General features: G+C 63.0%; 26 protein-coding genes. 15 read left to right on the top strand and 11 right to left on the bottom strand.

Annotation, left to right across the window (positions count from 1 at the left end; all coding sequences use genetic code 11):
* Nucleotides 1–92: 92 nt before the first annotated feature.
* The 4 genes from ACI3KQ_RS04310 to ACI3KQ_RS04295 all read left to right on the top strand — a co-directional run bounded on the left by ACI3KQ_RS04310 (nt 93) and on the right by ACI3KQ_RS04295 (nt 3,854).
* Nucleotides 93–956: a phasin family protein gene (locus ACI3KQ_RS04310; protein ID WP_404955144.1), complete on the top strand. Its 864-nt coding sequence runs from the start codon at nt 93–95 to the stop codon at nt 954–956.
* A gap of 112 nt (nt 957–1,068) precedes the next feature.
* Nucleotides 1,069–1,476, top strand: a complete 408-nt coding sequence (gene clpS, locus ACI3KQ_RS04305) for an ATP-dependent Clp protease adapter ClpS (protein ID WP_404955141.1) — start codon at nt 1,069–1,071, stop codon at nt 1,474–1,476.
* 105 nt (nt 1,477–1,581) lie between these two features.
* Entirely contained in the window at nt 1,582–3,366 is a 1,785-nt protein-coding gene (locus ACI3KQ_RS04300; RefSeq protein ID WP_404955139.1) for a diguanylate cyclase, read from the top strand.
* A gap of 110 nt (nt 3,367–3,476) precedes the next feature.
* Nucleotides 3,477–3,854 carry a MerC domain-containing protein gene (locus ACI3KQ_RS04295; RefSeq protein ID WP_404955137.1) on the top strand — a complete coding sequence of 126 codons (378 nt, stop codon included), beginning with the start codon at nt 3,477–3,479 and terminating at the stop codon, nt 3,852–3,854.
* 70 nt (nt 3,855–3,924) lie between these two features.
* On the opposite strand, the gene glpX is transcribed toward ACI3KQ_RS04295, so the two are convergent.
* Nucleotides 3,925–4,908: a class II fructose-bisphosphatase gene (gene glpX / locus ACI3KQ_RS04290; protein WP_404955135.1), complete on the bottom strand. Its 984-nt coding sequence runs from the start codon at nt 4,906–4,908 to the stop codon at nt 3,925–3,927.
* Nucleotides 4,909–5,065: 157 nt separating this feature from the next.
* Here glpX and ACI3KQ_RS04285 point away from each other — a divergent pair, with 157 nt between their 5' ends.
* Nucleotides 5,066–5,371 carry a hypothetical protein gene (locus ACI3KQ_RS04285; RefSeq protein ID WP_404955133.1) on the top strand — a complete coding sequence of 102 codons (306 nt, stop codon included), beginning with the start codon at nt 5,066–5,068 and terminating at the stop codon, nt 5,369–5,371.
* Nucleotides 5,372–5,388: 17 nt separating this feature from the next.
* On the opposite strand, the gene ACI3KQ_RS04280 is transcribed toward ACI3KQ_RS04285, so the two are convergent.
* Together ACI3KQ_RS04280 and ACI3KQ_RS04275 are read right to left on the bottom strand one after the other, a co-directional pair.
* Nucleotides 5,389–6,693, bottom strand: coding sequence for a homoserine dehydrogenase (locus tag ACI3KQ_RS04280; protein WP_404955131.1), 1,305 nt, complete (start codon nt 6,691–6,693; stop codon nt 5,389–5,391).
* A gap of 98 nt (nt 6,694–6,791) precedes the next feature.
* Nucleotides 6,792–7,661, bottom strand: coding sequence for a hypothetical protein (locus ACI3KQ_RS04275; RefSeq protein ID WP_404955129.1), 870 nt, complete (start codon nt 7,659–7,661; stop codon nt 6,792–6,794).
* Between the two features lie 250 nt (nt 7,662–7,911).
* On the opposite strand from ACI3KQ_RS04275, the gene ACI3KQ_RS04270 reads away from it, so the two are divergent.
* From ACI3KQ_RS04270 to ACI3KQ_RS04250, 5 genes are all read left to right on the top strand, one after another.
* Nucleotides 7,912–8,565, top strand: coding sequence for an energy transducer TonB (locus ACI3KQ_RS04270; protein WP_404955127.1), 654 nt, complete (start codon nt 7,912–7,914; stop codon nt 8,563–8,565).
* 67 nt (nt 8,566–8,632) lie between these two features.
* Complete coding sequence (locus ACI3KQ_RS04265; RefSeq protein WP_404955125.1) at nt 8,633–9,391, top strand: MotA/TolQ/ExbB proton channel family protein; 759 nt, start codon at nt 8,633–8,635, stop codon at nt 9,389–9,391.
* Between the two features lie 114 nt (nt 9,392–9,505).
* Nucleotides 9,506–9,994: an ExbD/TolR family protein gene (locus ACI3KQ_RS04260; RefSeq protein ID WP_404955123.1), complete on the top strand. Its 489-nt coding sequence runs from the start codon at nt 9,506–9,508 to the stop codon at nt 9,992–9,994.
* A 20-nt stretch (nt 9,995–10,014) separates the two neighbouring features.
* Nucleotides 10,015–10,437 (top strand): ExbD/TolR family protein, encoded by a 423-nt coding sequence (locus ACI3KQ_RS04255; protein WP_404955121.1) that lies wholly within the window; start codon nt 10,015–10,017, stop codon nt 10,435–10,437.
* A 197-nt stretch (nt 10,438–10,634) separates the two neighbouring features.
* Entirely contained in the window at nt 10,635–10,952 is a 318-nt protein-coding gene (locus ACI3KQ_RS04250; RefSeq protein ID WP_404955119.1) for a PilZ domain-containing protein, read from the top strand.
* A gap of 129 nt (nt 10,953–11,081) precedes the next feature.
* On the opposite strand, the gene ACI3KQ_RS04245 is transcribed toward ACI3KQ_RS04250, so the two are convergent.
* Entirely contained in the window at nt 11,082–12,869 is a 1,788-nt protein-coding gene (locus ACI3KQ_RS04245) for an ABC transporter transmembrane domain-containing protein (protein ID WP_404955117.1), read from the bottom strand.
* Between the two features lie 181 nt (nt 12,870–13,050).
* Between ACI3KQ_RS04245 and dgcA the strand changes: the two genes are divergently transcribed.
* Nucleotides 13,051–14,028, top strand: a complete 978-nt coding sequence (gene dgcA, locus ACI3KQ_RS04240) for an N-acetyl-D-Glu racemase DgcA (protein WP_404955115.1) — start codon at nt 13,051–13,053, stop codon at nt 14,026–14,028.
* Here the strand turns inward: dgcA and ACI3KQ_RS04235 are convergent.
* The 5 genes from ACI3KQ_RS04235 to ACI3KQ_RS04215 all read right to left on the bottom strand — a co-directional run bounded on the left by ACI3KQ_RS04235 (nt 14,022) and on the right by ACI3KQ_RS04215 (nt 18,881).
* Entirely contained in the window at nt 14,022–14,420 is a 399-nt protein-coding gene (locus tag ACI3KQ_RS04235) for a hypothetical protein (protein WP_404955113.1), read from the bottom strand. The two genes, dgcA and ACI3KQ_RS04235, sit on opposite strands and share 7 nt — an antisense overlap.
* 93 nt (nt 14,421–14,513) lie before the next feature.
* A complete protein-coding gene (locus ACI3KQ_RS04230) occupies nt 14,514–15,683 on the bottom strand; it encodes a mechanosensitive ion channel family protein (protein WP_404955111.1) in 1,170 nt (389 codons plus the stop codon).
* A 25-nt stretch (nt 15,684–15,708) separates the two neighbouring features.
* Nucleotides 15,709–16,716 (bottom strand): DNA topoisomerase IB, encoded by a 1,008-nt coding sequence (locus ACI3KQ_RS04225; RefSeq protein ID WP_404955109.1) that lies wholly within the window; start codon nt 16,714–16,716, stop codon nt 15,709–15,711.
* Nucleotides 16,717–16,806: 90 nt separating this feature from the next.
* Nucleotides 16,807–17,514: a hypothetical protein gene (locus ACI3KQ_RS04220; RefSeq protein WP_404955107.1), complete on the bottom strand. Its 708-nt coding sequence runs from the start codon at nt 17,512–17,514 to the stop codon at nt 16,807–16,809.
* Complete coding sequence (locus ACI3KQ_RS04215; RefSeq protein ID WP_404955105.1) at nt 17,514–18,881, bottom strand: putative O-glycosylation ligase, exosortase A system-associated; 1,368 nt, start codon at nt 18,879–18,881, stop codon at nt 17,514–17,516. Before ACI3KQ_RS04215 ends, ACI3KQ_RS04220 begins: the two co-directional genes overlap by 1 nt.
* A gap of 200 nt (nt 18,882–19,081) precedes the next feature.
* On the opposite strand from ACI3KQ_RS04215, the gene ACI3KQ_RS04210 reads away from it, so the two are divergent.
* Together ACI3KQ_RS04210 and ACI3KQ_RS04205 are read left to right on the top strand one after the other, a co-directional pair.
* A complete protein-coding gene (locus tag ACI3KQ_RS04210; RefSeq protein WP_404955103.1) occupies nt 19,082–20,308 on the top strand; it encodes a TIGR04063 family PEP-CTERM/XrtA system glycosyltransferase in 1,227 nt (408 codons plus the stop codon).
* A 12-nt stretch (nt 20,309–20,320) separates the two neighbouring features.
* Nucleotides 20,321–21,199, top strand: a complete 879-nt coding sequence (locus ACI3KQ_RS04205; RefSeq protein ID WP_404955100.1) for a hypothetical protein — start codon at nt 20,321–20,323, stop codon at nt 21,197–21,199.
* Between the two features lie 27 nt (nt 21,200–21,226).
* Here ACI3KQ_RS04205 and ACI3KQ_RS04200 read toward each other — a convergent pair whose 3' ends face one another.
* Both ACI3KQ_RS04200 and ACI3KQ_RS04195 read right to left on the bottom strand, forming a co-directional pair.
* Nucleotides 21,227–21,598, bottom strand: a complete 372-nt coding sequence (locus ACI3KQ_RS04200; RefSeq protein WP_404955099.1) for a hypothetical protein — start codon at nt 21,596–21,598, stop codon at nt 21,227–21,229.
* The gene (locus ACI3KQ_RS04195; RefSeq protein ID WP_404955097.1) at nt 21,595–21,780 is read right to left on the bottom strand and encodes a hypothetical protein; all 186 of its coding nucleotides are present in this window, start codon (nt 21,778–21,780) and stop codon (nt 21,595–21,597) included. The genes ACI3KQ_RS04200 and ACI3KQ_RS04195 overlap by 4 nt, the downstream gene beginning before the upstream one ends.
* Before the next feature lie 115 nt (nt 21,781–21,895).
* Between ACI3KQ_RS04195 and ACI3KQ_RS04190 the strand changes: the two genes are divergently transcribed.
* Nucleotides 21,896–22,564 carry a helix-turn-helix transcriptional regulator gene (locus ACI3KQ_RS04190; RefSeq protein ID WP_404955095.1) on the top strand — a complete coding sequence of 223 codons (669 nt, stop codon included), beginning with the start codon at nt 21,896–21,898 and terminating at the stop codon, nt 22,562–22,564.
* 51 nt (nt 22,565–22,615) lie between these two features.
* A complete protein-coding gene (locus tag ACI3KQ_RS04185) occupies nt 22,616–23,533 on the top strand; it encodes an XdhC family protein (RefSeq protein ID WP_404955094.1) in 918 nt (305 codons plus the stop codon).
* The last annotated feature ends 2 nt before the right edge of the window (nt 23,534–23,535 follow it).

Raw genomic sequence — 23,535 nt, 5'->3', positions numbered from 1 at the left:
CCTTCCAAGCGCGGCTTTGCTGCACTGCACAAAATATGCTTGAAACCGTGATGGGTTTCGCTTATTGTGCAATGCAGCAAAGGAGGGTGACTATGGCAATGAAACCCAAGCCAGTTCCTCGGAAACGGACTGCGACGAACAAGGCTTCGTCCACTCTGTCGGCCAGCGAGGCATTGAAGGCTGCGGAAGCGGCGGTGGGTTCTGGCCCGGCGTCCCCGCCAGCGAAGCCCGCACGGCCCGCAAAGGCGCCGCCGACGGCCACGAAACCGGCTCCGACGGCAAAGGCCGATCCCGTGGCAATTGCTGCGGCGACGACTGCGCTGGATGCCGCACCCGAACCAGCAGGCGCTGGCGCAGTTGTAACACCTGCACCCGCCGACCCGATCGTGATCGCCGATGAGGCGCCGGTCGAACTGAAAGAGATTAAGAGCCTGTCATCCCAGGCCGGGCCGGTAAAGCCCGCATTGCTGCCCGCCACAGAAGGAACCAAGATGATGAACGACGTAATGGAAACCGGAAAGAAGTTCGCCCAGGACACCAAGGCCAAGCTGGAATCGGCCTATGCCGACCTGAACGAAAAGGCGAAGGTTGGCGTGGAAAAGTCGACCAAGGCGATTGAAGAAATCAGCGACATCGCCAAGGGCAATGTCGAAGCGCTGGTCGAATCCGGCAAGATCGCTGCGAAGGGCATGGAAAGCCTGGGCCAGGAAGCCGTCGACTACAGCCGCAAGAATTTTGAAAAGGCGACCGCGTCGATCAAGAGCTTTTCGACCGTGAAGACGCCGACCGAATTCTTCCAGCTGCAAAGCCAGCTTTTCTCGGCCAGCTTCGATGAACTGACCAAGGAAGCAGCGAAGAGCAGCGAAGCGCTGATCAAGCTGGCGGGCGACGTTGCCCAGCCGCTGACCGCTCGCGTGACGGTCGTGACGGACAAGGTCAAGTCCTTCGCCGCCTGATCGGCCGAAGCACTTACCGAATGGAATGAAGGACGGCTCTCACCCACGGGTGGGGGCCGTCTCTCTTTTTGGTCACTGCGCGATCACGCTCGCGATCCAGCCTGCCCTTGCCATGAGGGACCGAATCGCCATATTCTGGCTCGACATGAGCAGCATCAGCAAATCGACATATCCCGCTATGATGGCGGGCAAGGATCAGGACGACCAGGGCGAAGGGACGGGCGGTCCCAATGTCGGCGTGGCGACCCGCACGCGCGCACGAACGAAAAAGCCTTCCCTCTACAAGGTGCTGATGCTGAACGACGATTACACGCCGATGGAGTTCGTCGTGCATGTCCTGCAGCAGTTTTTCCGCATGGACATGGAGGAAGCGACCCGCGTGATGCTGCATGTTCATCAGCGCGGCGTGGGTATCTGTGGCGTCTTCAGCTATGAAGTGGCGGAAACCAAGGTCAATCAGGTGATGGATTTTGCCCGGCAGAACCAGCACCCGCTTCAGTGCACGCTCGAAAAGGCCTGAGCATCCATCGCCAATCTTCGGCCCCTGGCGCAGCCTGACACTGTTTATTCAGACCTCATCAGTGGTTAGCAAATGTTAACCACGCAAGGCTAACTATGGCCCGGCATGAGCGTCTCGATACCATCTTCCTCTTTCCGTTTTGCGCCTCTTGTCGCGGGTGTGGCCTACTTCCTCCTGGCCACCATAGCGTTGCTCATTTCCCGTTTCGAAGGCGGCCTGGCCTATGTCTGGCTGGCGAACGCGTTGTTGATGGCAGAGCTTCAGCGGTCTCATACCCGGCAATGGCCCGCTATCATCCTGTGCTGCGGAACCGCCAGCATGATATCGACCTCGCTATTCGGCATGGGGGTGGTCGCGGCCGTGCCCATGGCCCTGATCAACATTGCCGAAGCATTGATCGTCGTCCTGCTGTGCCGCCGCTTCGAACCGAACCGTAATCTGACTGACGCGTCGAAACGCCCTCTGCTGGTCTTTGTTCTGGCGCTCAGCATCCCGGCCAATATGATCGCCGCGCTTGCCGCCGCGTTCGTCGCCTCTTCGCTCACGCCCGTGGCCTTCGGCGCGTCATGGCTGCAATGGTATAGCGGCCATGTGCTTGGCGGCCTTACTTTCGCGCCGATCCTGATGATGTTCTTCCAGGGGGAAGCCCGGCGCTGGAGCCTGGAAACGCCGCGCAGGGACAAATGGGAAGCATTGGCGCTTCTGGCCTTTTTCGCTGTTGTGACGGGCCATGTCTTTTATCTTGCGCGCTATCCCATGCTGTTCGTGCTTCTGCTGCCGATGGTGGGAATCGCATTCCGCACCGGTTATCTGGGCGCTGCCGCCTCGGTCGTCATTCTCGCGATCATCGGTGGGATGGCCACGATTACGGGGCATGGGCCTTTTCACATGGTGCCCGGCACCATGGGCGAACGAATCCAGTTTCTGCAGCTCTTCCTCTCCTTCAGCTTTCTGCTGACCATCCCCGTGGCCGCCGAACTCAACCGCCGCCGCCGTTTGTTCCAGATGCTGCAGGAAAGCGAGGCACGCTATCGCACCATTGCCGAACATAGCGGCGACGTTGTGCTGGAACTGGGTGTCGACGGCGTCGTCCAATATGCGTCGCCGTCCGCGATCGACCAATTGGGATGCGAGCCGGATCGGCTGATCGGACGCGACGCCGCTGAATTCGTCGATCCCCAGGACCGGGCGGAAGTGATCCGCTCGCACCGGCGCGCGCTCGCGCATCCAGGTGAGGTCCAGACCGTGGAGTTCCGTCCCGCTTCGCCCGTCATGGCCCTGGACTGGTGCGAGATGGTGACGCGCGCCGTAGTCGATGAGCGCGGCACGCCGACTGGCGTCATCAGCACGATCCGCGACATGTCACGACACAAGGCGCGGCAAACGGCGCTGCAAAGGGCGGCGGCAACCGATTCGCTGACCGGCGCCGACAGCCGACCGGCTTTCCTGGAAAAGCTGGAGGGCGAAATAAGGCGGACCGCCAATGGCGAACGTTCCTGCCTGCTGCTGATCGATATCGACCATTTCAAATCGGTCAACGACCGTTACGGCCACATCATCGGTGACAAAATCTTGACCGGCTTTGTCGCCCGCCTGCGCCCTGGGCTGCGCGGAATGGACAGCATTGGACGTCTGGGCGGCGAGGAGTTTGCGATCCTGCTCGTCGGGGTAGATGTCCATCGCGCCAGCATGATCTGCGAACGGCTGCGCGCTGCGGTTTCCACCCATCCCATGCGGACAGATACGGGGGAGGCGATTTCCGTTACGTTCAGCGCCGGCCTTGTCGAACTGAAGGGGGCTGTCGGAGCAACAGAGCTGCTGGAAGCTGCCGACAAGGCGCTCTACCGGGCGAAACATGGCGGACGAAACTGCCTGCGCCTGGCTGCCTGACGCAGCGGCTTACGGGGCGAAATTCCATGGCGCATCGTTCCGGCAGCAGCCGACAAAGTTACCAATGATATGTTGTAACTTCATCTCATCTGTCCTATGTATCGGCCACCATGGCCACCAGCTTCCGATCCAGCCTGTCGACGGCACGTCTTGACCGCATTGCGATTGCAATTTCGGGCATGTGCGTGGCGCATTGCTTGGGGACTGCCATATTACTGGGCGTACTTGCTTCGGCGGGCGGTATTTTTGACAATCCGCTTTTTCATGAGGTCGGACTGGTGCTGGCGATCCTGCTCGGCGCGGTAGCGCTCGGCCATGGTGCCATCGCGCACGGGTTCATGATGCCCGCGGCGGTCGGCGCTCTGGGTCTGGGGATCATGGCAGGGGCGATGACCCTGGACCATGGTTGGCAGGAAAGCGCCTATACACTGCTAGGTGTGGCGATCCTGGCGCTAGGCCACGATCTCAATCATCGCGCGGGCCGTTGATCGGTTCCAGGTTGTAAAAAAAAAGGGGACCTGTGCGGTCCCCTTTTCACTGGTGATGTTGCCTGTCGGATCAGCCGTTCTTGCGATCCAGATGATGCTCACCCTTGACCCAGCGCACGGTGCCGGTGCTGGCGCGCATCACGACGCTGTCGGTGGTCAGCTTGCCGCCGGGCAAGCGCTTGACGCCCGCCAGCAGTGATCCATCAGTCACGCCGGTCGCCGCAAAGATGCAATCGCCCTTCGCCAGTTCCTTGAGGTCATAGACCTTGTCGAGGTCGGTGATGCCCCATTTGTGGGCGCGGCCACGCTCGTCATCATTGCGGAACAGCAGCTTGCCCTTGAACTGGCCACCCACACAGCGCAGCGCCGCGCAGGCGAGCACGCCCTCAGGTGCGCCGCCCGATCCCATATAGATGTCGATGTTCGTTTCCGGGTCGGTCGTCGCGATCACGCCGGCCACGTCGCCATCGGGAATCAGCATGATGCCGCAGCCAATAGCGCGCAGTTCCGCGATCAGCTTTTCATGGCGGGGACGGTCCAGAACGCAGACGATGATTTCGCCGGGCTCAACGCCTTTCGCCTTGGCCACCGCCTCGACATTTTCCTTGGCCGACCGGTTAAGGTCGATCACGTCGTCGGGATAGCCCGGACCGACCGCCAGCTTTTCCATATAGACGTCGGGCGCGTTCAACAGACCGCCTTCTTCGGAAATCGCGAGCACCGCCAGCGCGTTGGGACCGGCCTTGGCCGTGATGGTGGTGCCTTCCAGCGGGTCGAGCGCGATATCGATCTTTGGTCCGGTGCCGATCGCATTGCCGACCTTTTCGCCGATGTAGAGCATCGGTGCTTCGTCGCGTTCGCCCTCGCCAATGACGACGGTGCCGTCCATGTACAGGTCGTTGAAGGCCAGGCGCATCGCCTCGACCGCGGCGGCGTCCGCGGCCTTTTCATCCCCACGCCCGATCAGCTTGGAAGCGGCAATGGCGGCGGCTTCGGTGACGCGCACCATTTCCAGCACCAGGACGCGGTCGAGAATTGAACTAGCCTGCACCATAGTTATTCCTTCGCTGTCTCTATTTGCAGCAGGCGATAGGAGGTCGTTCCTGCCTTGTCGACCCATGCGGCGTTACGGCTGGGCATTTCATATTGAAGATGCAACATCTTGTCGAATGGCGCATTTATAGCGGGTAGGACTTTCAAAGGCTGTGAAGATGATCGTTGCCATCGTGGCCATGGGCCTCGCCAGTCCAGCGGCCCTTCTTCCGGGCAGGGCGGTCGGGGCCGCACCCTGTCACGCCGTTCCCTCACTATGCCTGACGACCAAGGTCGATGTTGCGCGCCCGGTGCTAGATCGTCCGGGCAAGTCCAGTGATACCAAGATGGCCGCATACCGCTTCGATGCCCGTCCTTGCCGTATCATCGGGAATATGGGCTGTCCCAAGCAGGCGCGGATCAAGCTGTTCCGCCTGGGCGAACCGTTGCACGAAACATTGTGGCGAAGCTTCGGTCCGCGTTGAAAGCGGGGCGGCAGCGATCAATCCAATATATGTATCACCATCGGCGCCTGTAGCAGGCTGTCGGACCCGGCCAGCCGTTCCAGCGTGTCCAGGACGCAGCGTTCTTCGCCCGCATGGGTGACGATCGCGATCAGCACGCCGTCTTCCTGATGCGTGCCGCGCTGGATCATGCTTTCAATCGACACCCCCGCGTCGCGCATCGCGGCGGCGATTTCCGCCAGCACGCCGGGGCGATCCTTTACCCGGAAACGCAAGTAGGCGCGGCCGATCCGCGCCCCCGCATCCGCAGGCCGCTGCTGCGCAAGGGCGGACACGGGCATCGCCAACGCATCGCCATATTCGTCACGCGCCACGTCGATCAGGTCGGCGACCACTGCCGAAGCGGTAGGACCGTCGCCTGCGCCGCGTCCCTGGAAAAACAGCCGCCCGACGAAATTGCCCTCCACGACAACGGCGTTCAACGATCCATCGACATGGGCAAGGGGGTGATCGAGCGGCACCAGCATCGGGTGGACGCGCTGGAACAGACCCTCCGGGCCATTCTGCGCCATGCCGACCAGACGGATGCGGAAGCCCAGGGCAGCGGCTTCGGCGATGTCCTCGGCGATGACATGCCGGATACCGGTCGTCGCCACATTGTCGAAATCCAGTTCAGTGCCAAAGGCGAGGCTGGCGAGAATGGTCAGCTTGTGCGCGGCGTCGACCCCGTCAATGTCGAAGCTGGGATCGGCCTCGGCAAAGCCCAGTTCCTGCGCTTCCTTCAGCACATCATCGAAACTGCGCTTGTCCTTTTCCATGGTGGTCAGGATGTAGTTGCAGGTGCCGTTCAGGATGCCGTAGACGCGCGCGATTTCGTTGGCGGCGGCGCCTTCGCGCATGCCCTTGATCACCGGGATGCCGCCTGCGACAGCCGCTTCATATTTCAACGCGATCCCGGCTTTCTCAGCCAGCGCCGCCAGATCCAGGCCGTGATGGGCCAGCATCGCCTTGTTGGCGGTGACGAATGGCTTGCCCGCCGTCAGGCACTGGCGCGCCAGGGTGAGGGCAGGGCCGTCCGCCCCGCCGATCAACTCCACCACCACATCGATATCGTCGCGGCCCGGCAGGGTCGTCATGTCGTCGACCCATTCAAATGACGACAGGTCGACGCCACGGTCCTTGTTCCTGTCGCGCGCAGATATGGCCACGATCTGGATCGGGCAACCGGCTCGGCGGGCGATCAGTTCGGCATTGGTCTGCAACAGCCTGATGACGCCGCCGCCCACCGTGCCGAGTCCGACAAGCGCGACGCGCAGCGGTGCATGGCGGTGAAGATTGGTCATGGCTTTGCTTTGTCCTCAGGCTGGCATGAAGCCGCGCTGATAGCCTCCAATACGCCGCTGTCCAAGGAAAAGACGGTCAAAGTGCCGGATCAGGCGCATCAGGAAAGCGCCCGGCTGCGCTCGCATGGGCCCAAGGCCTGCATCACCAGTGCATAATCGGACCGCGCCGCATCGGCGTCGACGACAGGAAGTGATCGGATCGACCGGACGGGCAGGCTTTGCGGCAGTCCGCAGGCCAGCCGATACCAAAGCAGGCTGCCGGGCGCGGGGGGCTGGGCCGCCTCGTCCACAATTTCTCCCAATGCGACGGCCCAGCGCGGCTGCTGGCCGGGGCGGCGAAGGATCGACAGCGACACCGGATCGCCATTTTGCGTGCGCAGGAAGATTTGGGTCTCGCTCTCTCCGGCGACGGTGCCCTTGACGTGGAAAGCGTCGCCGACCCCTATGATGCGGGGAGGAGCGCCGTTCGCGACCAGCTCGGACAGGATCGCCTTCACCTGCTGGATCGCGGCGGGGTCGGCCGGAATCTGGGCGTCGCGCGCAACCAGCTGGATTTCGCCCGGTCGCTCTGCCCGCCTGGCGAACAGAATCATCTGCGCCTTCTTCAGCTTGGGCAGCTTGCCCCTGGGATTCAGGCGGGCGTCATACAGATATCGAACCGTCGGGCTGATTCCGCCGTCCCCCCGAATCAGCGTGTCCACATCCGCCTCAATATAGAGCCGCTGATAGCCTGCGGGCACGTCAACTACCCGCTTTGGGTCCAGTTTTATGATGCTGCGTATCCGTACCACCGCGACCAGCGCCGACGCGTCGGCAAGGTCCGCCATGTCGGCATAGGACAACCCATTCATCGCCGCAGCCCCTGCGCTGTTCGCACCTGTCTGAGCTGCGGAAACGCTAGGGTATGCGGCGGAAATGAGGCATGCGAGAAAAAAAGATGCGGGGCGGATGGGGGATTTGATTTTCATATTCGTCCTAGGGATCATCGGCGTGACAATGTTGTCACATGCAAGTCATTCTGGTGCAAAATATTAATGACAATTGACCGTATCGATAAAGCGTTTGCGTGCCACGATGCGCCGCGATAGGAGTTCGCAAGGTAGCAAATGAGAGGATAGGGGCCAAAGGTGACCGGGAACAGCCCGGCCAGCTAGGGTCGCTTTTCGCTTATTAGCTTATAATCAACTAGTAAGCTGAGTTAAGGAGTGTCGTTGCCGAATGGCCTATGCTGACCACTCGCAAGGATCGAGTCGGACGATCTCGATCATCATCGTCGCCCTTGTTCACGCTGTTCTCGGTTATGCTTTTGTCACCGGCCTTGGCATGAAATATGTCAAGAAGGCGGCAGAACAGCTTAACGTGATCGACGTGAAAGAGGAACCGCCGCCACCTGATGAGGAGCCGCCACCACCGCCGCCAGACCAGCCGGTCGAACCGCCGCCGGTAGTTGCTCCCCCGCCGATCGTCCAGACGCCGGCCCCCGCGCCGCCGATTCAGACCGTTCGCACGCCTCCGCCGGTGTTCAATCCGGTGCCGGTTGCAACGCCGCCTCCTCCGCCGCCTCCACCGGCGACGCCTGCTACGCGTGCAACGCCGCGCAGCTCGCCTGGTGGCTGGCTCACCGATGCCGACTATCCCAGCCGCGCGCAGCGTGAAGAACGCTCGGGCACCGCTGGTTTCCGGCTTCAGATCGGACCTGACGGTCGTGTCACCGACTGCACCATCACCTCATCTACGGGCCATTCGGACCTTGACGAGGCGACCTGCCGCCTGCTGCCGCGCCGCGCGCGGTTCAAGGCAGCGACTGCCGCAGGCGGGGGGCCAATGTCCGACACCTATAATGGTCGCATCACGTGGCGACTGCCGGAATGATATTGACGGGAAGGCTGGCGCTGCCGCCTTCCCCTGTTATTGATCCTTTGAGAGGGAAGTCTTGAAAATGTTGATGTATCTCGCAGCCGCAGCCGCGCCTAAGCCCGAGAATCCTTACGGGCTGATGGAAGCTCTGGAACAGGGCGGCACCATTGCCTGGGCAACGTTCATCATCCTGGTCGGCATGTCCGTCGGCACATTCTATATCCTGTTCACCAAGCTGATCGAACAGCAGAAGGTCATCAATCAGGGCAAGAAGGTCCGCGCGACCTTCTGGCGCTCCCCTTCGCTGAAGGAAGGCACTGCCAAGCTCGAAAAGAACTCGGCCTACAAGCAGATCGTCGATGACGGCATCAAGGCTCAGGAAGAACATACCAAGCTGACCGATCCGGTCGAAGCTCATGACTGGCTGCACGGTTCGCTCGCCCGTTCGGAAGCATCGATCAACTCGAAGCTGGGCGGTGGTCTGGCGTTCCTCGCGACCGTCGGTGCGACTTCGCCGTTCATCGGCCTGTTCGGTACGGTTATCGGTATTTACCGCGCCCTCATCAAGATCGGCGCTGCCGGTCAGGCTTCGATCGACGCCGTTGCCGGTCCGGTCGGTGAAGCTCTGATCATGACCGCCCTGGGTCTGGCCGTCGCCGTTCCCGCGGTGCTTGCATATAACTTCCTGCAGCGCCGCAACAAGTCGATCGCGGAACAGCTCAACGGCTTCACCGTCGATCTGCTGGCGCACCTCGTATCGAACGGCGCGGTACGGCCCTCGCTCGCCGCGGCTCCGGTGGCGCCTGCCGCCAAGCCAGCCACGGCTGCGACCAAGGCCTGATTGGGTCAAGCGTCGGTGGGAAACCGGCGGGCGGGCTGCGACCGCCAGGGTTTCCCACCGACCATGGGCCCCCGATGACGGGGCGCCATCGACACGCATGTTAGGAAATTATCAATGGCAATGAGTGTTGGCTCCGACGGCGGTGAAGACAAGCCGATGTCCGACATCAACACGACGCCGCTCGTCGACGTCATGCTGGTGTTGCTCATCATCTTCCTTATCGCGGTCCCGGTCGTCGTCCAGACGGTCCAGCTGCAACTCCCCAAGGTCGCGTTCGAGCCGACGACGACGAAGCCGGAAAATGTCTCCCTGTCCATCACGACAGGCGCCGACGGCAGCTGTGCGGTCTATTGGAATCTGACCAAAGTGTCTTCTGACGATCTGCTCAACCGCGCCGTCGCGAAGCTCGAAGCAGACATCAAGAAGGCGGGCGGCGTTGAAAATATGACGCCTGAGGATCTGCCCGAAGTGCATATTCGCGGTGACATCAATACCCCCTATCGGTGTATTGGCGGCACGATCTACACGATGCAGCGCGCCGGTTTCCCCAGGGTCGGCTTCATCTCCGAACCCGAACCGGGTACGTCGGTACGGCGACTGTAAGTTTTTAGGAGTATCGCCTGATGGCAATGAGTGCCGGAAAAGACGACGGCGAACCGATGATGGAAATGAACACGACGCCGCTTATCGACGTCATGCTCGTTCTCCTCATCATGTTCATCATCACGATCCCGATCCAGACCCACGCGGTCAAGATCGACCTGCCGCAGAACGCGCCGCCGACTGACAGTGTCATCGACCCTGTCAAGAACAAGGTCGCGATCGACGCCGGTGGTCTGATCACCTGGAACGGTTCGGCCATCGATCTGCTGACCCTGCGTCAGTATCTGCAGCAATCGCTGCGGTTGCCGGTCGAACCCGAACTGCAGTTCCAGCCGAACGCGGCGACGCGCTATGTGGTCGTTGACCAGGTGCTCGCCGAAATCAAACGCGCGGGCGTGACGAAGCTGGGCTTCGTCGGCAACGAGCAATATGGCCAGTTCTGACGACTGAGTGCGTTGCCCCTATTTTGCCTAGGATACGACTTCCCGTCGCCGGGCATGAACATAGGCAAGCATTCAGTCCATGTCGGACGTGATCCAGGGGGCCGCTCATGCGGCCCCTTTTTTTGTCTGTCGCGCCGCTATTCACGCATTTTTTACCTTGCTGAGCGATTATCCTGACGAGGATTGCGATGGGCATCATGGGCGCTGAATTTCAAATAGACGTCTCCTTGAAAGACAGCCGCAGGGCTGAACGCCGCACGGCCACTGTGCCCGTCAGGGTCCGGCGGCCCGGTGAAACCTGGTTCAGAAGCAAGGTCGCCGACCTTTCCGTCACTGGCTTCCGCTTGCAAAGCTTCATGAAATTGTCGGGTGGAGACAGCCTTTGGGTCATGCTGCCAGGCTTTGAAGGACGCCGCGCCCTTGTCCTGTGGACCAGCGGTCATGAAGCGGGATGCCGTTTCGAACGCGCCTTGCATCCGGCCATTCTGGATCACATCGCCCGAATCAGCCAATAGGCTCGCATCCATTTCCGCCAGAGTTGACGTCGGATCTGGACCATGATCCGAGCTTAGCGGCTCGGACCACCTCCATTGCCCTCGCGCTTTCGGCACCAGCAGACGAAAAAATCCGCCCTAAAAATGCACTCAGCTGACCGGCGCATCCTGAAACTGGAGGCTGGCCAGCCGGGCATATAACCCGCCTTCGGCCATCAGTGACGCGTGATCGCCCTGCTCGACGATGCGGCCCTCATCCAGAACGACGATCCGGTCCGCCGCGCGCACGGTCGCCAGCCGATGGGCGATGACGATCGTCGTGCGGCCCTTCATCAACCGCGAAAGCGCTTCCTGCACTAGCCGTTCGGATTCGGCGTCCAGCGCCGACGTCGCTTCGTCCAGCAACAGGATCTGCGCATCCCTTAACAGCGCGCGCGCGATCGACAGCCGCTGCCTCTGCCCCCCCGACAAACGCGCGCCGCCTTCACCCAGATAGGTGTCCAGCCCCTGCGGCAGCGCCCTCAGGAAAGCTTCCGCATTGGCCGCCCGCGCCGCGTCCCATATATCTGCATCGCTCGCATCCCATCGACCGAACCGCAGATTGTCCCGTGCCGACGCGGCAAAGATCACGCTGTCCTGCGGCACCATCGCCATCATGTCGCGCACCTGAGCCGGATCGCTCTGGGGCAGGGGAACATCATTGAGGCGGATCACGCCTGAATCCGGGTCATAGAAACGCAGCGCCAACTGGATCAGCGTCGATTTGCCCGCGCCGGACGGACCCACCACGGCAACGGTTTCGCCCGGCGCGATGTCCAATGTCACGCCATGCAGCGCGGCCTGGTCGGGCCGCGTCGGATAGCTGAAATGCACGTCATCGAACTGCAGCCGCGCGCCATGGGCCAGCCGGGGCAGGGGAACAGGGTCGACAGGCGCGACGATTTGCGGGGTCGCGGTCATCAACTCATGGAGCCGGCTCGCCGCTCCCGCCCCACGCAGCAAATCGCCCCATGTTTCGGAAAGCGCCCCAAATGCGCCCGCGACCAGGCCCCCGGTCAGGACGAAGGCGGCAATACTGCCGCCCGACAGTCGTCCGGCGGCAACGTCCAGCGCGCCCTGCCACATGACCGCCGTGATCGACCCGAATATGATCGCGATGACCACCGCCGTCATCGCCGCCCGCAATATGATGCGGCGGCGCGCAGTGGTGAATCCGTCGTCCACCGCCGCGTCGAACCGGGCCGCTTCGCGCGCCTGCTGTCCGAAAGCCTGGACGATCTTCATCGCCCCCAGCACTTCCGCGGTGATGCTGCCAACTGCGGCCAGCCTGTCCTGACTGGCGCGGGACAGCTTTCGCACGCGCCGCCCCAGGCTGATCATCACCAACAGCACGATCGGAATGCCCAGCAGCAGCATCGCCGCCAGTTTGGGCGCCAGCGCGAACAGATAGATCAGGCCGCCAGTGCCCGTCACGATATTGCGCAGCGCCACCGATACGGTGGAACCGACGATCTGGTCGATGATCGCCGTGTCGGCGGTCATGCGCGACGCAATTTCGGAAGGTCTGTTTTCCTCGAAAAATCGAGGCTCCAGCCGCAGCAGATTGGCCTGCGTCGCCGATCGAATATCGGCGACGACCCGCTCGCCCAGCCACGATACGAAGTAAAAGCGCGCTGCCGTCGCGAACGCCAATATGACCACGATCAGGAAGAGATATTGAAACCAGCGGTCGATGTTGCCGCCGCCCATGAAGCCGCGGTCGATGACCAGCTTGAACCCGCTCGGTATCGCCAGCGTCGCGGCGGACGAAACGATCAACGCGCCCAATGCCCCTGCAATTCGGCCCGGATAGCGCGCTGCGAAGCCCCACACCATCCGCAGACTGCCAAGAGCGGACTGCTCGTCCGTGCGCGCCATGGTCTTTTCCGCATCTTCCATGCGGCGGCGCTTAGCAGCCCCCGAACCAACCCTCAACGATGATTGGGAATCCGGTCATTTCGCGATGTCGCAGGGGCACTGATCCTCGCCAAAAATAGCCGCCGTGACTATGCGACGGCTTGCGCGTTTTTCGCATAGAGCCGATGCATGATCCATTAATCCTCCTGATCAGGGACCCCCGATGACCCGCATAATTTCCGCGACTGTCGAACGCTGGCCGGTGGCGGGCGCCTTCATCATCAGCCGTGGCGCGAAAACGTCGGTCGATGTCGTGACCTGCCTTGTCAGGGACGGCGATCTGACCGGTCGAGGCGAAGGAACGGCCATCTATTATGAAGGGGAAACGGCGGAAAGCTGTGCGGCGGCGATCAATGCTTATGACGGGCCGCTGGAACGGCACGCGCTTCTGGAAACCATGCCGCGCGGCGCGGCCCGCAATGCGCTCGACTGCGCGCTGTGGGATCTGGAGGCCAAGAAGGCCGCAATTCCGGTGTGGCAGCTCGCCGGGCTGGCGCCGCCCGCACCCCTGCCCACCGCCTTCACCATCAGCCTCAACGATCCTGCGCGGATGGAAATAGACGCGCGGGCGGCTGCGGATCGGGGCTTTGCCCTGCTCAAATGCAAGCTGACGGGGGAGGGCGATCTGGCCCGGATCGCTGCCGTCCGCGCGGGCGCTCCGAATGCGCGCCTGATCGTCGACGCGAATGAAAGCTGGCACGACCTCGACATCGTTGCGCAGGCACGGGCCTTGTCGGAGCTGGGCGTCGAAATGGTGGAACAGCCGATCCTCCATGGCCGCGAGGATCGACTGGCGGGCATCCGGGCGCCCTTGCCCCTGTGCGCTGACGAAAGCTGCCATACCCGCGCCGACCTCGACCGGTTGGGACACTTCGATGCTGTGAATATCAAACTGGACAAGGCGGGCGGCCTGACCGAAGCGCTCGCGCTCGCTCAGGAAGCGCGCAGCCGGGGCTTCCGCATCATGGTCGGGTGCATGCTCGGCACGTCGCTGGGCATCGCTCCGGCCGCGCTGGTCGCGCAGGGGGCGGACTGGATCGATCTGGACGGCGCGCTGCTACTGGCAAGCGACCGGGATGACGGCCTCGCCCTGCGCGATGGCCTGCTTCAACCCGGCGCCCTGTGGGGAACGGGTCAGTAGCCCAGCGTCATACCGACCGCATAATATTTGGGGCCGACATTGCCCTTCACCCGCAGCTTGGGCAGCAGCGGCATGGCGATGGTGGCATAAGGACGCGGGTCGTCGCCGCTGAAGCGAACGCCCGCGCCAATGGTCGCGGCGGCGGGCAGCGTGTAGGTCGCCTCGACCCTGCCATAGATCGATGTGTCACCATCCTTCAGATAGACGCCAGCGCTGGGCGTCAGGCTGAAACCTGCCAGGTCGAACGCATAGCCCGCCCCCAGCTCCGCGCCCCAATCACCTTGCGCCCGGCCATAATTGACCTCCGCTCCCAACCCTTCCGCATGGGCTGCGGGGGCGATCGCCAACATCGCTATGGCCGCGCCGATTGCGCATTTTTCCCGATAAGACATTATCAAACCTTCCCAGCCAGACTTTCGGGCGTCTCTGAATCCCCGCTCTGGTCGGAGCAAGCGAAGGAAGGACCAGCCGAATCGAAAATGGGTTCAGATGAGGCGACCGGCAGCGCCGTCGACATTGAGATGTTCGGGATAGGGCATGATGATGCTGCCGTCGGGCGCGGCGGTAAAGCTGGTCTGGGTGGGGTAGGCGAACTCTATCCCCTCAGCCTTGAACCGCTTCCATATCGCCAGTCCCACGCGGTGACGCGACAGGAAATAATCGTGCACGTCTGGATCGGGCACGTCGAAATTCAGCTCATAGTCCAGCGAACTGGCGCCAAAGCGCACCAGCCCGGCATTGACGAACAGGAATCCTTCCGCCTCGACAATCTGCTGCAACATCGCGGGTATGGCGTCGGCCTTTTCATCGGAAGTCTGGTAGATGATGCCCAGGGCAAAGGTCACGCGCCGCTGCGTCAGGGTCTGCAGGCTGGTGATTTCCTTTTGCAGCAGGTTGGCGTTGGAAATGACCTTCTTTTCCCCCGACATCGCGCGCAGGCGCGTGGATTTAAGGCCGATGCGCTCCACCCGCGCGGTGGTCTGGTCATAGGTGATGATCTCGCCCCGGCGGAACGGCTTGTCGAAAATGATCGACAGGGCGGCGAACAGGTCGGAAAAAATGCCCTGCGCGGCCAGGCCGATGGCGATGCCGCCGATGCCCAGACCAGCGACCAGCCCGGTGACGTTGACGCCCAGATTGTCCAGCACGACGACGGTCGCGATGGCGAACAGGGCGAAGGTCACCAGCACGCGGATCAGCCCCATCGCATTGGCCAGGGTTTCGCCATGACCATCTTCGGCCGACGTTCGGCGTTCGACCAGCCCCAGGATGATCTCCCGCGCCCAGATCGCCGCCTGGAATACCGCAGCGATGGTGAACAGGAAGCCGATCGTCTTGAACAGAAGGTCCGGCGGACTGGCGTAGCTGACAACCAGTCGCGCCGCGACCATGACCATGAAGAAATGATTGGTCCGCGCGATGGCCCGCCCGGCTACATGGGACAGCCCCAGCGTGTCGCCGGGCCTGCCGATCATGCGCCCGCCAAATCCCCGCAAGGCTGCAAGCGCCAGATAGATCAGGACCGCCGCCCCGACCGCGAACAGGATTTGCAGCGAATGGATGCTCAGCCAATCGGACGTTGAACGCCACATCTCCGCCAGGTTCGGCGGGCGCACGGCGATTTCGGGGAGGGCGGGTTCTTTAATGGCAGTCATCGGCATCCCTGAAATGGAGCAGCGGTCACGCCGCCATGGCAAGCGCGGATGTTTGGTCGCACTCGTCCAGAAAGGCGATCAATCCGCGTTCGTACCGGGTCAGATAGCGCGTGCTGCGCGGCAAGCGAAGCCCCTCGCGCCATTCATCCTGTCCCGACTTGCAAAGTTCGATCAACGCGGGGTGGACATAGCTTTTGCGACTGATCGCAGGCGTGTTGCCCAGCGCCTCGGCAACGGGGGCGATCATCTGGTTCAACGACACCGATCCCGACGCCAGCGTTTCGAACGCGACGGTCGACGCGCCCCAGGTGCGGAAATGCTTGGCCGTGAAATCGCCGCCCATAGCGTCCGCGATATAGGCGTTGACGTCGCCTGAACTGATGGGTCGCGCAACGCCATCTTCGTCCAGATATTGGAACAGATGCTGCCCCGGCAGGTCCTGCATCGCCCGCACGAACCGCAACAGCCGCCGGTCGCTGATGGTGATGTCATGTTCACGGCCGGACTTCGCGCGATAGCGCAGCCGCATGCGCTGGCCTTTCAAATCCAGGTGACGGCGGCGCAGCGTGGTCGCGCCAAAGCTCTTGTTCGCGGCGGCATATTGCTCATTGCCTACCCTGACCTTCGCCAGGTCGAGCAGGCGGACCACGGCGGCCAGGGTGCGCTCCTTGCGCAAGCCTCGGATCGACAGGTCCGCTTCGATCCGGGCGCGCAGCTTGGGCAGGGCGCGCCCAAAGGCGGCGCAACCGCCATATTTTTCCGCTTCCCGCGCGGCGCGAAATTCAGGATGATAACGATATTGCTTGCGCCCACGGTCGTCATAGCCGGTGGCCTGGATATGGCCGTTGGGCTTGAGGCAGAACCAGCAGTCGCGATAAGCGGGGGGCATGCCGACCGCATTCAGCCGGTCGATTTCCTCGCGGTCGGTGATCCGGGTGCCATCGGGCAGATAATAGGCCCAGCCACGCTTCAGCGCCCGGCGCGAAATTCCTGGCAGACTGTCATTGGCGTGGACGATACGGCTATGGGGCATGGGCTCCTTCTCAGGCGAAGGAAACCCGTCGTTTCGCGCTTCGTTCCGTTTTGCCCGGAACTTGGCCGACCAGGCCTTTTCACCCCACGGTCAGGGCCGCGATAGCAGCGACCGAAACCCGCGCGCACCGCCAGCGATACGCCAATGCTGCGGCTGGCGGCGAATGACCGACAGATGCGCCAGGGCGATGGTGGTCGCCAGCGCACCCGCCGGGATGACCCAGGGCGCGCTTTGCGGATGGAGCAGCGCGGCCAGGAATGCCGCTATGGCCGCCGCCGCTGCCAGCATGGTCGATCGCATTTCGCCATCGGGACCGCGCATCCAGAAAACGCAGCCGGTCATGCCGATGGCAAAGGCGATGGCAAGGCGGCTTGCCTGTCCAGGTTCGCTCAGCCCACAACCGATCATCAGCAGCGCAATCAGCCCCGCCAGTCCCGGACGCGGCAGACGGCTCAGCAGGTTTGCGCCCACCGGATAGATCAACAACTCGCCCAATATGATCGCGGTCAGGATCGATCCTGCCAGCGCCGCTTGTTCGGGCCCAGCGATGACCGCGACGACAGCCGTTCCAGCCCATGGCGCCAGCCGCGCGGGCGCCATGCGGATATGGCTCGCCCAGCCGCGAAGCCCGGCGCGCGCGTCCCACCGCCGGTCCGCCAGCCGCAATTGAAAGGCGGCGATGATGAACAGCGCCTCGACACCCCATGGCAGGGCGCTTGGCCCGATCATCGGCGAAGCCAGCACCAGCCCCAGCAGCAGGCCGTGGGCCATGCCCAGGATGCGCAATTCTCCTCTCATCACACTCCCCCTCGTGCCGGTCGCAATGGACCGATTGGCGATAATATCTGGCGCGCCGCTTCCCGGCGCTTGCGGGTCAGATAGGTATCCAGCCCGATCTGCAGCGCCAGCATCATGAAAATGAATGGCTGATAGGCGATGCCCACGAACAGCGACCCGACCATGTAAATGATGTGCCCCTGTTGCAGTGCCAACGCGAAAGGCGCGACCCACGCATCTGCCGGGCCATCCCGATTGCGGTAGAGCCGCCGGATCGATTCGGTCCTGATGAAGCAGATAAGGTGCAGCAACACCCAAATGCCAAAGCCGAAATAGCCCTGCTCGCCCAGCATTTCGAAATAAGCGCTGTGATAGGCGCGGCCCTTGTCGGTGACCAGGCGGCGTTCCATGCGCGACCCGCCGCTGTCGATCACCCGTATCTGCGTGAAATAGGTAAAGCTGTTCTGCAGATAATTGTCGAAACCGCCGCCGCCCGGATGCTCCTTCACATAATCGATCGTCCACTTCCACACGGCCAGGCGCGTGGAAGCGCTCTCATCGCCCTGATGGTTTTCAATCGTCGACATGCGCTCGGTAAAGCTGGCGGGCAGGAAGGGGATGGCGGCCAGCGCGGCGACAGCCAGCAACGGGCCGTAGACAAAGCGCCGCTTCGACCGCATCAAAACCATGCCCGCCAGGATCACGATGCAGACCAGGCCGGTGCGCGCTTCGGTGCCGATCGGCATCAGCAGGCACGCCAGGCACAGCGCATAGGCAAAGCCGCGCACGCGCCAGTCGGGCGGAAAGATCGTCCCATGCTTCGCCAGCCACAGAATGATCGGGATCAGCGATATGGCCACGCAGGAAATGATGCTGCCTTCATACAGGCCGCTATTATTGTCGACCATCAGGTTCAACACGCCATAGCCGCCGCCGGACAACGCGGTCTTCATGCCGCCGTTGATGATGATCGTGCTGGCGCATAGCACCATGAACAGCGCCAGCGCCTCCAGCCGCAAACGGGTTCGCAGGGTCAGCGGCAGGAAAATCGCAAAGATCATCGCCTTCCACACCCATTCCCATTTGGTCTGGGCGTTCAGCGGGAAATCGGCGGTCGCGGTCGTATAGCCGCACCAGGCGAGCAGGATCAGCAACAGCACTTGCCGCATGGAAAAGCGGCAGTCCGCTTTCTTGTCCACCAGCAGCCACGCGCCAACCGCCAACGCAAAGGCGATGGCGGAAATCGGAATGCTGTTCAGCAGGAAATAGGAAAGCCGCTGCGGCGACACGATGTCGATATAGGCATAGACCGCGACCAGCAGGAACGGGCGGCGCAGGCCCAGTAGAAAGAACGCGCCCAGAAAGGCGACGAAGAACAGGTCACGCATCGGGGGCCTGCTCCTGCGCCGATTCGTCGTCCAGGTCCGCGCGCGATATCAACCGCCACGCGGCCAACATGATCACGCCATGGCTGACCAGCAGGGAAAGGGCGTCGATCATCGCGTGCGGTGTTGGTCCATGGCCATGTCCTTTCCCTACAGCGGCAGAGTTGACGGGCCGTTAAACCTTTTCCGGCACAAGATTACCCATGACTCGGATACTCCACGTGCTCGATCACAGCCTGCCGATGCACAGCGGCTATACCTTTCGCACCCGCGCGATCCTGCGCGCCCAGGCGGCGAAGGGATGGGACGTGCGCGGCATCACCGGTCGCCGCCACGGCGCTGCGGGACCGATGGAGGAGGTCGTCGATGGCCTGCGCTTCCATCGCACGCCGGGCGACGCCGCAACCGGCAACCCGCTGCTGCGCGAATGGCGCGACATCGCGGCCCATGCCGACGCTATCGAATCGCTGATCGCCCAGTGGCGGCCGGACATCATCCACGCCCATAGCCCCGTGCTGAACGCCATCGCCGCGCAGCGTGTGGCCAGACGCCACGACATCCCCATGCTCTACGAAATCCGCGCCTTTTGGGAAGATGCGGCGGTCGGCAACGGCACCGGGACAGAAGGAAGCCCCCGCTACTGGCTGACGCGGCAACTTGAAACTCATGCGGTGCGTGCCGCCGACGCGGTTGCGGTCATTTGCGAAGGGTTGCGCGGCGACCTGCTCGCGCGCGGCGTCGATGCGAACAAGATCGTCGTGTCGCCAAACGGCGTCGACATGGACCAGTTTGGCGATCCGCTGCCGCGCGACCCGGCCCTGACCGCTCAATTGGGGCTGGAAGGCGCTGACGTCGTCGGCTTCATCGGCAGCTTCTACGATTATGAAGGGCTGGACCACCTGATCGCCGCGATGCCGCGACTCGTGCGGCTACGGCCCAGGATCAAACTGTTGCTGGTCGGTGGCGGCCCGTGCGAACAGGCCTTGCGCGACCAGGCCATGGCGTCGCCCTTTGCCGACCATATCCTGTTCGTCGGTCGGGTGCCGCACGATCAGGTCGACCAATATTATGCGCAGGTCGATATTCTGGCCTATCCGCGCAAGGCAATGCGCCTGACCGATCTGGTGACCCCGCTCAAGCCATTGGAGGCGATGGCGCAGGGTCGCCTTGTCGCTGCGTCGGACGTGGGCGGGCATCGTGAATTGATCGAAGACGGCGTCACTGGCGCCTTGTTCACGCCGGGCGACCCCGCTTCCATCGCCACGACATTGGGTGGCATGTTCGCCGATCGCGGCTTCTGGGACGAACGGCGCGCCGTCGCCCGCGCCTTTGTCGAGCGGGAGCGGAACTGGGCCTCCAACATTTTGCGGTACGAACCGGTTTATCAGCGGTTGCTCGCCGTGCCGCAGCGCGTGCGCGCGGCCGCGTGAAGGACCATGCCAATGGCGATTCGACCCAGCCGCATGATCCTGCCCGCCGCGCTTGGCGGGGTGGTGGCGGCGCTCGTGTTGCTGGCCATGCCGGTCGGCCTGGTGGAAACGGTCGTTGCGTCCAGCGGCCTCAGCGAAGCCTGGCCTGCCGCCGCGCCACCCCTGGGGTTGAAGGCGCGGCTGCTGATAGCCGGATTCGGCGCGTTGATGGTGATGGGATTTGCCTGGGTGGGGCGCGGCAGCGTCTCGACGCCTCTTTTACAATATCATGGACGCCGGGATGGCGTTCAGGGAGTGAGTGACATGGGTTTTGCACTGTCGAAACTGGGCTGGCTTTCGCGAGGCCGGAATATGAGGACGAACGGTGGACGTCCCGCCCTGCGCCGCGCCGACGCGCACCCGGACGCACCGGCACGCACACCGATTTTCGCGAGCCGCGACTTTGACGGGCTCGACATCTTTCCCCGCATCGCGCCCGCACGCGTGGAACCGGGCGAACAGGATAAGACGGCTGACCAGCCTGTCGTCGTGACACTGCCCCTTCCGGCGTCTCAGACTATCTTGGCGCCGGAGCTGCCGGACGTGTCGGACGCCGACTTTGAAGAGGTTGTTGAAGTCGCCCAGTCGGCGACGCCGGTCGAAACCTGCGCCCAGCCTGTACCCCCGCCATCGCCCCCACAGGCGGAACCGATGACGCTTGCCGACCTGACCGCCCGGCTGGAACGCGGCCTTGCCCAGCGCGAACGGCATGCGCCCGGCGGACGCGGTGTGATCGCGGACATGCCGGTCGAACAGGCCGTCCCCGTGCGTGAGCGCGTGGAGGACGAAGTCGACCAGGCACTCCGCGCCGCCCTGGGGACGTTGCGCGCCATGGCAGGGCGCACCCGCTAAACTGCCGGGTGGCACATCCGTTCGCGCTCACCATTCTTCTATGGTGAGGGCGGACAGCTCTATCCATTCCTCCTGTGGGGCGGATCGCTGCTCATCGATGCTGATGTCGGCGACGAAATGACCCGGCAGCACCCATTCGGCTTCCTCGATCCCCGTGGCAAAGCGCACGCGCCGGTCCCGCGCATCCGCTCCGCTAAACCGCAGAGCCACGATATGGCGCCGTCCCTCGAACAGCGCGCTGGCCCAGGGGCGGCTGGTCGCGCGTTCGACGATCACCGGCTCTCCGGCGCGCTCCGTCAGTTGCGCCAGCAGCCGGGGCAGGGGGTCACGTGGACCCGCCCGCTTCGCTTCATTTGGGACCAAATTGTCCGACCGGCGAACGATATCCATGCTTGTCATTGACCGACGCTCCTGCGATATGTGTTCATGAAATGTTCTATTCGTCTCTTTACCCGTTCGCTGGGTTCGCGGCCCTGACGAAGATCGTGGACCAATCGGGGATCGCGTACGCTTTCGCGGCCGAATCGCGTGGGTGGAACGCCAAACTCCCGCATGAATTTTTCGACGGTGCGGATCAGCATGGCCTTCATTCTCCTTCTTCGGTTCGATTCGCCCGCTGCGATTCGGTGCGTTCATTCCTATCTGAAAACCTATTTCCTACTTGTCTAGGAAAAATCCTATCATTATGGATGAGATATGGTCGGTAATGGACTAGATCCCCGCATCGTGCTGGAACGGCTCATCGCTGAGCGGGGGGAGAATTATGCCGACCTCTCCCGACTGCTGAAGCGCAATCCCGCTTACATCCAGCAATTCATCAAACGCGGCACCCCCCGCAAACTGGATGAAGAGGACAGGCGCATCCTGGCCCGCTATTTCGGCGTGTCCGAACAGGTGCTGGGCGGCGGATCGGTGGCGGAACCGGTGCGCCGATCCCGTATCCTGCCCGCCGTGGTCACTATCCCGCGGCTGTCGCTGGGGGCTTCGGCTGGCCCTGGTACATTGGACGAAGATGAACGGGCGACCGGCGCGATGGCCTTTGACGCCAACTGGCTGCGGCATCTGGGCGTCAGGCCGCAACGCGTATCGATCATCCGCGTGGACGGCGAATCGATGGCCCCGACGCTCAACGATGGCGACGAAATCATGGTCGATCATGACGATGATGGCGCCCGGCTGCGCGACGGCGTCTATGTGCTGCGCTTGGACGGCGTCCTGATGGTAAAGCGCATCGCCCTGGGGCCGCGCAGGGGCGTCTTCAGTGTCTTGAGCGACAATGCCCATTATCCCGACTGGATCGACATCGACCCCGCGCTCGTCGCCATTGTCGGTCGGGTGGTGTGGACCGGTCGTCGGCTCATCTAGCTTGGCGCTGCCGCTGCCCGTCCCTATGTACAGGCGGCAGGAGACGTGCGGGTGAATGACAATGATGCGGTGATCCGCAAGGCGATTGAATGGCGCGGCGCTCCCATGGCGCTGGCCACGGTGATTTTCACCTGGGGTTCAGCGCCGCGCCCGCGTGGCAGCCATATGATCATCCATCAGGACGGGCGGTTCGAAGGCAGTATTTCAGGCGGCTGCGTCGAATCCGACATCCTCCAGCGCGCGGAGGAAGTGATCGCCGGACGCCCCGGCCATCTCGCTTGCTATGGCGTGGCCGATGGCGACGCATGGGCCGTCGGCCTGCCCTGCGGCGGAGAGATTCGCGTGCTCGTGCAAAAAGTCGGGGACGAGGAATTCGCCCCGACACTTTTCGACAACATCATCGCGGCGAGCGAGGCGGGCAGGGCGCTCACCCTGTCCACCGACCTCGATTCCGCCATCACCCGCGAAGGCGTGATCGATGGCCAGTTCCACAACCGCTACGACCCACCCCGCCGCCTGCTGATCGTCGGCGCGGTCCAGATCGCCCAGTCATTGAGCGCGCTCGCCCAGGCCATCGGCGTCACCCCGGTCGTCATCGATCCACGCGGCCGTTTCCTGACCGAAGAGCGCTTTCCCGGCATTGCACTGGACGACCGCTGGCCTGACGAAGCGGTCGCCGCCTACCGCCCCGGCGAGTCTACCGCCGTGGTGACGCTCAGCCACGACATCAAGATCGACGACCCCGCGCTCGCCGCCGCGCTACGGGCGCCTACCGGCTATGTGGCGGCGTTGGGATCGCGCAAAAGCCATGCCGCGCGGCTGGAGCGACTACAGGCCATGGGCTTTTCGTCCGGCGACCTGTCCCGGATTGACGGGCCTGCCGGGCTGGACATCGGCGCAGTCGGACCCGCGGAAATCGCCCTGTCGATTGCGGCGGGCATGGTCGCGGGGTTCAACGCCAAGGGCTGACC

The organism is Sphingobium sp. ZW T5_29 (assembly GCF_044987515.1).
Taxonomy (GTDB): Bacteria; Pseudomonadota; Alphaproteobacteria; order Sphingomonadales; family Sphingomonadaceae; genus Sphingobium.
Note: the sequence above shows the minus strand (reverse complement) of the source record. Positions and strands in the feature narration are given on the sequence as shown.

Coding starts and splice junctions, on each gene's coding strand:
- ACI3KQ_RS04310 (WP_404955144.1), top strand. CDS start 93: ATGGCAATGAAACCCAAGCCAGTTCCTCGGAAACGGACTGCGACGAAC.
- clpS (WP_404955141.1), top strand. CDS start 1,069: ATGAGGGACCGAATCGCCATATTCTGGCTCGACATGAGCAGCATCAGC.
- ACI3KQ_RS04300 (WP_404955139.1), top strand. CDS start 1,582: ATGAGCGTCTCGATACCATCTTCCTCTTTCCGTTTTGCGCCTCTTGTC.
- ACI3KQ_RS04295 (WP_404955137.1), top strand. CDS start 3,477: ATGGCCACCAGCTTCCGATCCAGCCTGTCGACGGCACGTCTTGACCGC.
- glpX (WP_404955135.1), bottom strand. CDS start 4,908: ATGGTGCAGGCTAGTTCAATTCTCGACCGCGTCCTGGTGCTGGAAATG.
- ACI3KQ_RS04285 (WP_404955133.1), top strand. CDS start 5,066: ATGATCGTTGCCATCGTGGCCATGGGCCTCGCCAGTCCAGCGGCCCTT.
- ACI3KQ_RS04280 (WP_404955131.1), bottom strand. CDS start 6,693: ATGACCAATCTTCACCGCCATGCACCGCTGCGCGTCGCGCTTGTCGGA.
- ACI3KQ_RS04275 (WP_404955129.1), bottom strand. CDS start 7,661: ATGAAAATCAAATCCCCCATCCGCCCCGCATCTTTTTTTCTCGCATGC.
- ACI3KQ_RS04270 (WP_404955127.1), top strand. CDS start 7,912: ATGGCCTATGCTGACCACTCGCAAGGATCGAGTCGGACGATCTCGATC.
- ACI3KQ_RS04265 (WP_404955125.1), top strand. CDS start 8,633: ATGTTGATGTATCTCGCAGCCGCAGCCGCGCCTAAGCCCGAGAATCCT.
- ACI3KQ_RS04260 (WP_404955123.1), top strand. CDS start 9,506: ATGGCAATGAGTGTTGGCTCCGACGGCGGTGAAGACAAGCCGATGTCC.
- ACI3KQ_RS04255 (WP_404955121.1), top strand. CDS start 10,015: ATGGCAATGAGTGCCGGAAAAGACGACGGCGAACCGATGATGGAAATG.
- ACI3KQ_RS04250 (WP_404955119.1), top strand. CDS start 10,635: ATGGGCGCTGAATTTCAAATAGACGTCTCCTTGAAAGACAGCCGCAGG.
- ACI3KQ_RS04245 (WP_404955117.1), bottom strand. CDS start 12,869: ATGGAAGATGCGGAAAAGACCATGGCGCGCACGGACGAGCAGTCCGCT.
- dgcA (WP_404955115.1), top strand. CDS start 13,051: ATGACCCGCATAATTTCCGCGACTGTCGAACGCTGGCCGGTGGCGGGC.
- ACI3KQ_RS04235 (WP_404955113.1), bottom strand. CDS start 14,420: ATGTCTTATCGGGAAAAATGCGCAATCGGCGCGGCCATAGCGATGTTG.
- ACI3KQ_RS04230 (WP_404955111.1), bottom strand. CDS start 15,683: ATGACTGCCATTAAAGAACCCGCCCTCCCCGAAATCGCCGTGCGCCCG.
- ACI3KQ_RS04225 (WP_404955109.1), bottom strand. CDS start 16,716: ATGCCCCATAGCCGTATCGTCCACGCCAATGACAGTCTGCCAGGAATT.
- ACI3KQ_RS04220 (WP_404955107.1), bottom strand. CDS start 17,514: ATGAGAGGAGAATTGCGCATCCTGGGCATGGCCCACGGCCTGCTGCTG.
- ACI3KQ_RS04215 (WP_404955105.1), bottom strand. CDS start 18,881: ATGCGTGACCTGTTCTTCGTCGCCTTTCTGGGCGCGTTCTTTCTACTG.
- ACI3KQ_RS04210 (WP_404955103.1), top strand. CDS start 19,082: ATGACTCGGATACTCCACGTGCTCGATCACAGCCTGCCGATGCACAGC.
- ACI3KQ_RS04205 (WP_404955100.1), top strand. CDS start 20,321: ATGGCGATTCGACCCAGCCGCATGATCCTGCCCGCCGCGCTTGGCGGG.
- ACI3KQ_RS04200 (WP_404955099.1), bottom strand. CDS start 21,598: ATGACAAGCATGGATATCGTTCGCCGGTCGGACAATTTGGTCCCAAAT.
- ACI3KQ_RS04195 (WP_404955097.1), bottom strand. CDS start 21,780: ATGCTGATCCGCACCGTCGAAAAATTCATGCGGGAGTTTGGCGTTCCA.
- ACI3KQ_RS04190 (WP_404955095.1), top strand. CDS start 21,896: ATGGTCGGTAATGGACTAGATCCCCGCATCGTGCTGGAACGGCTCATC.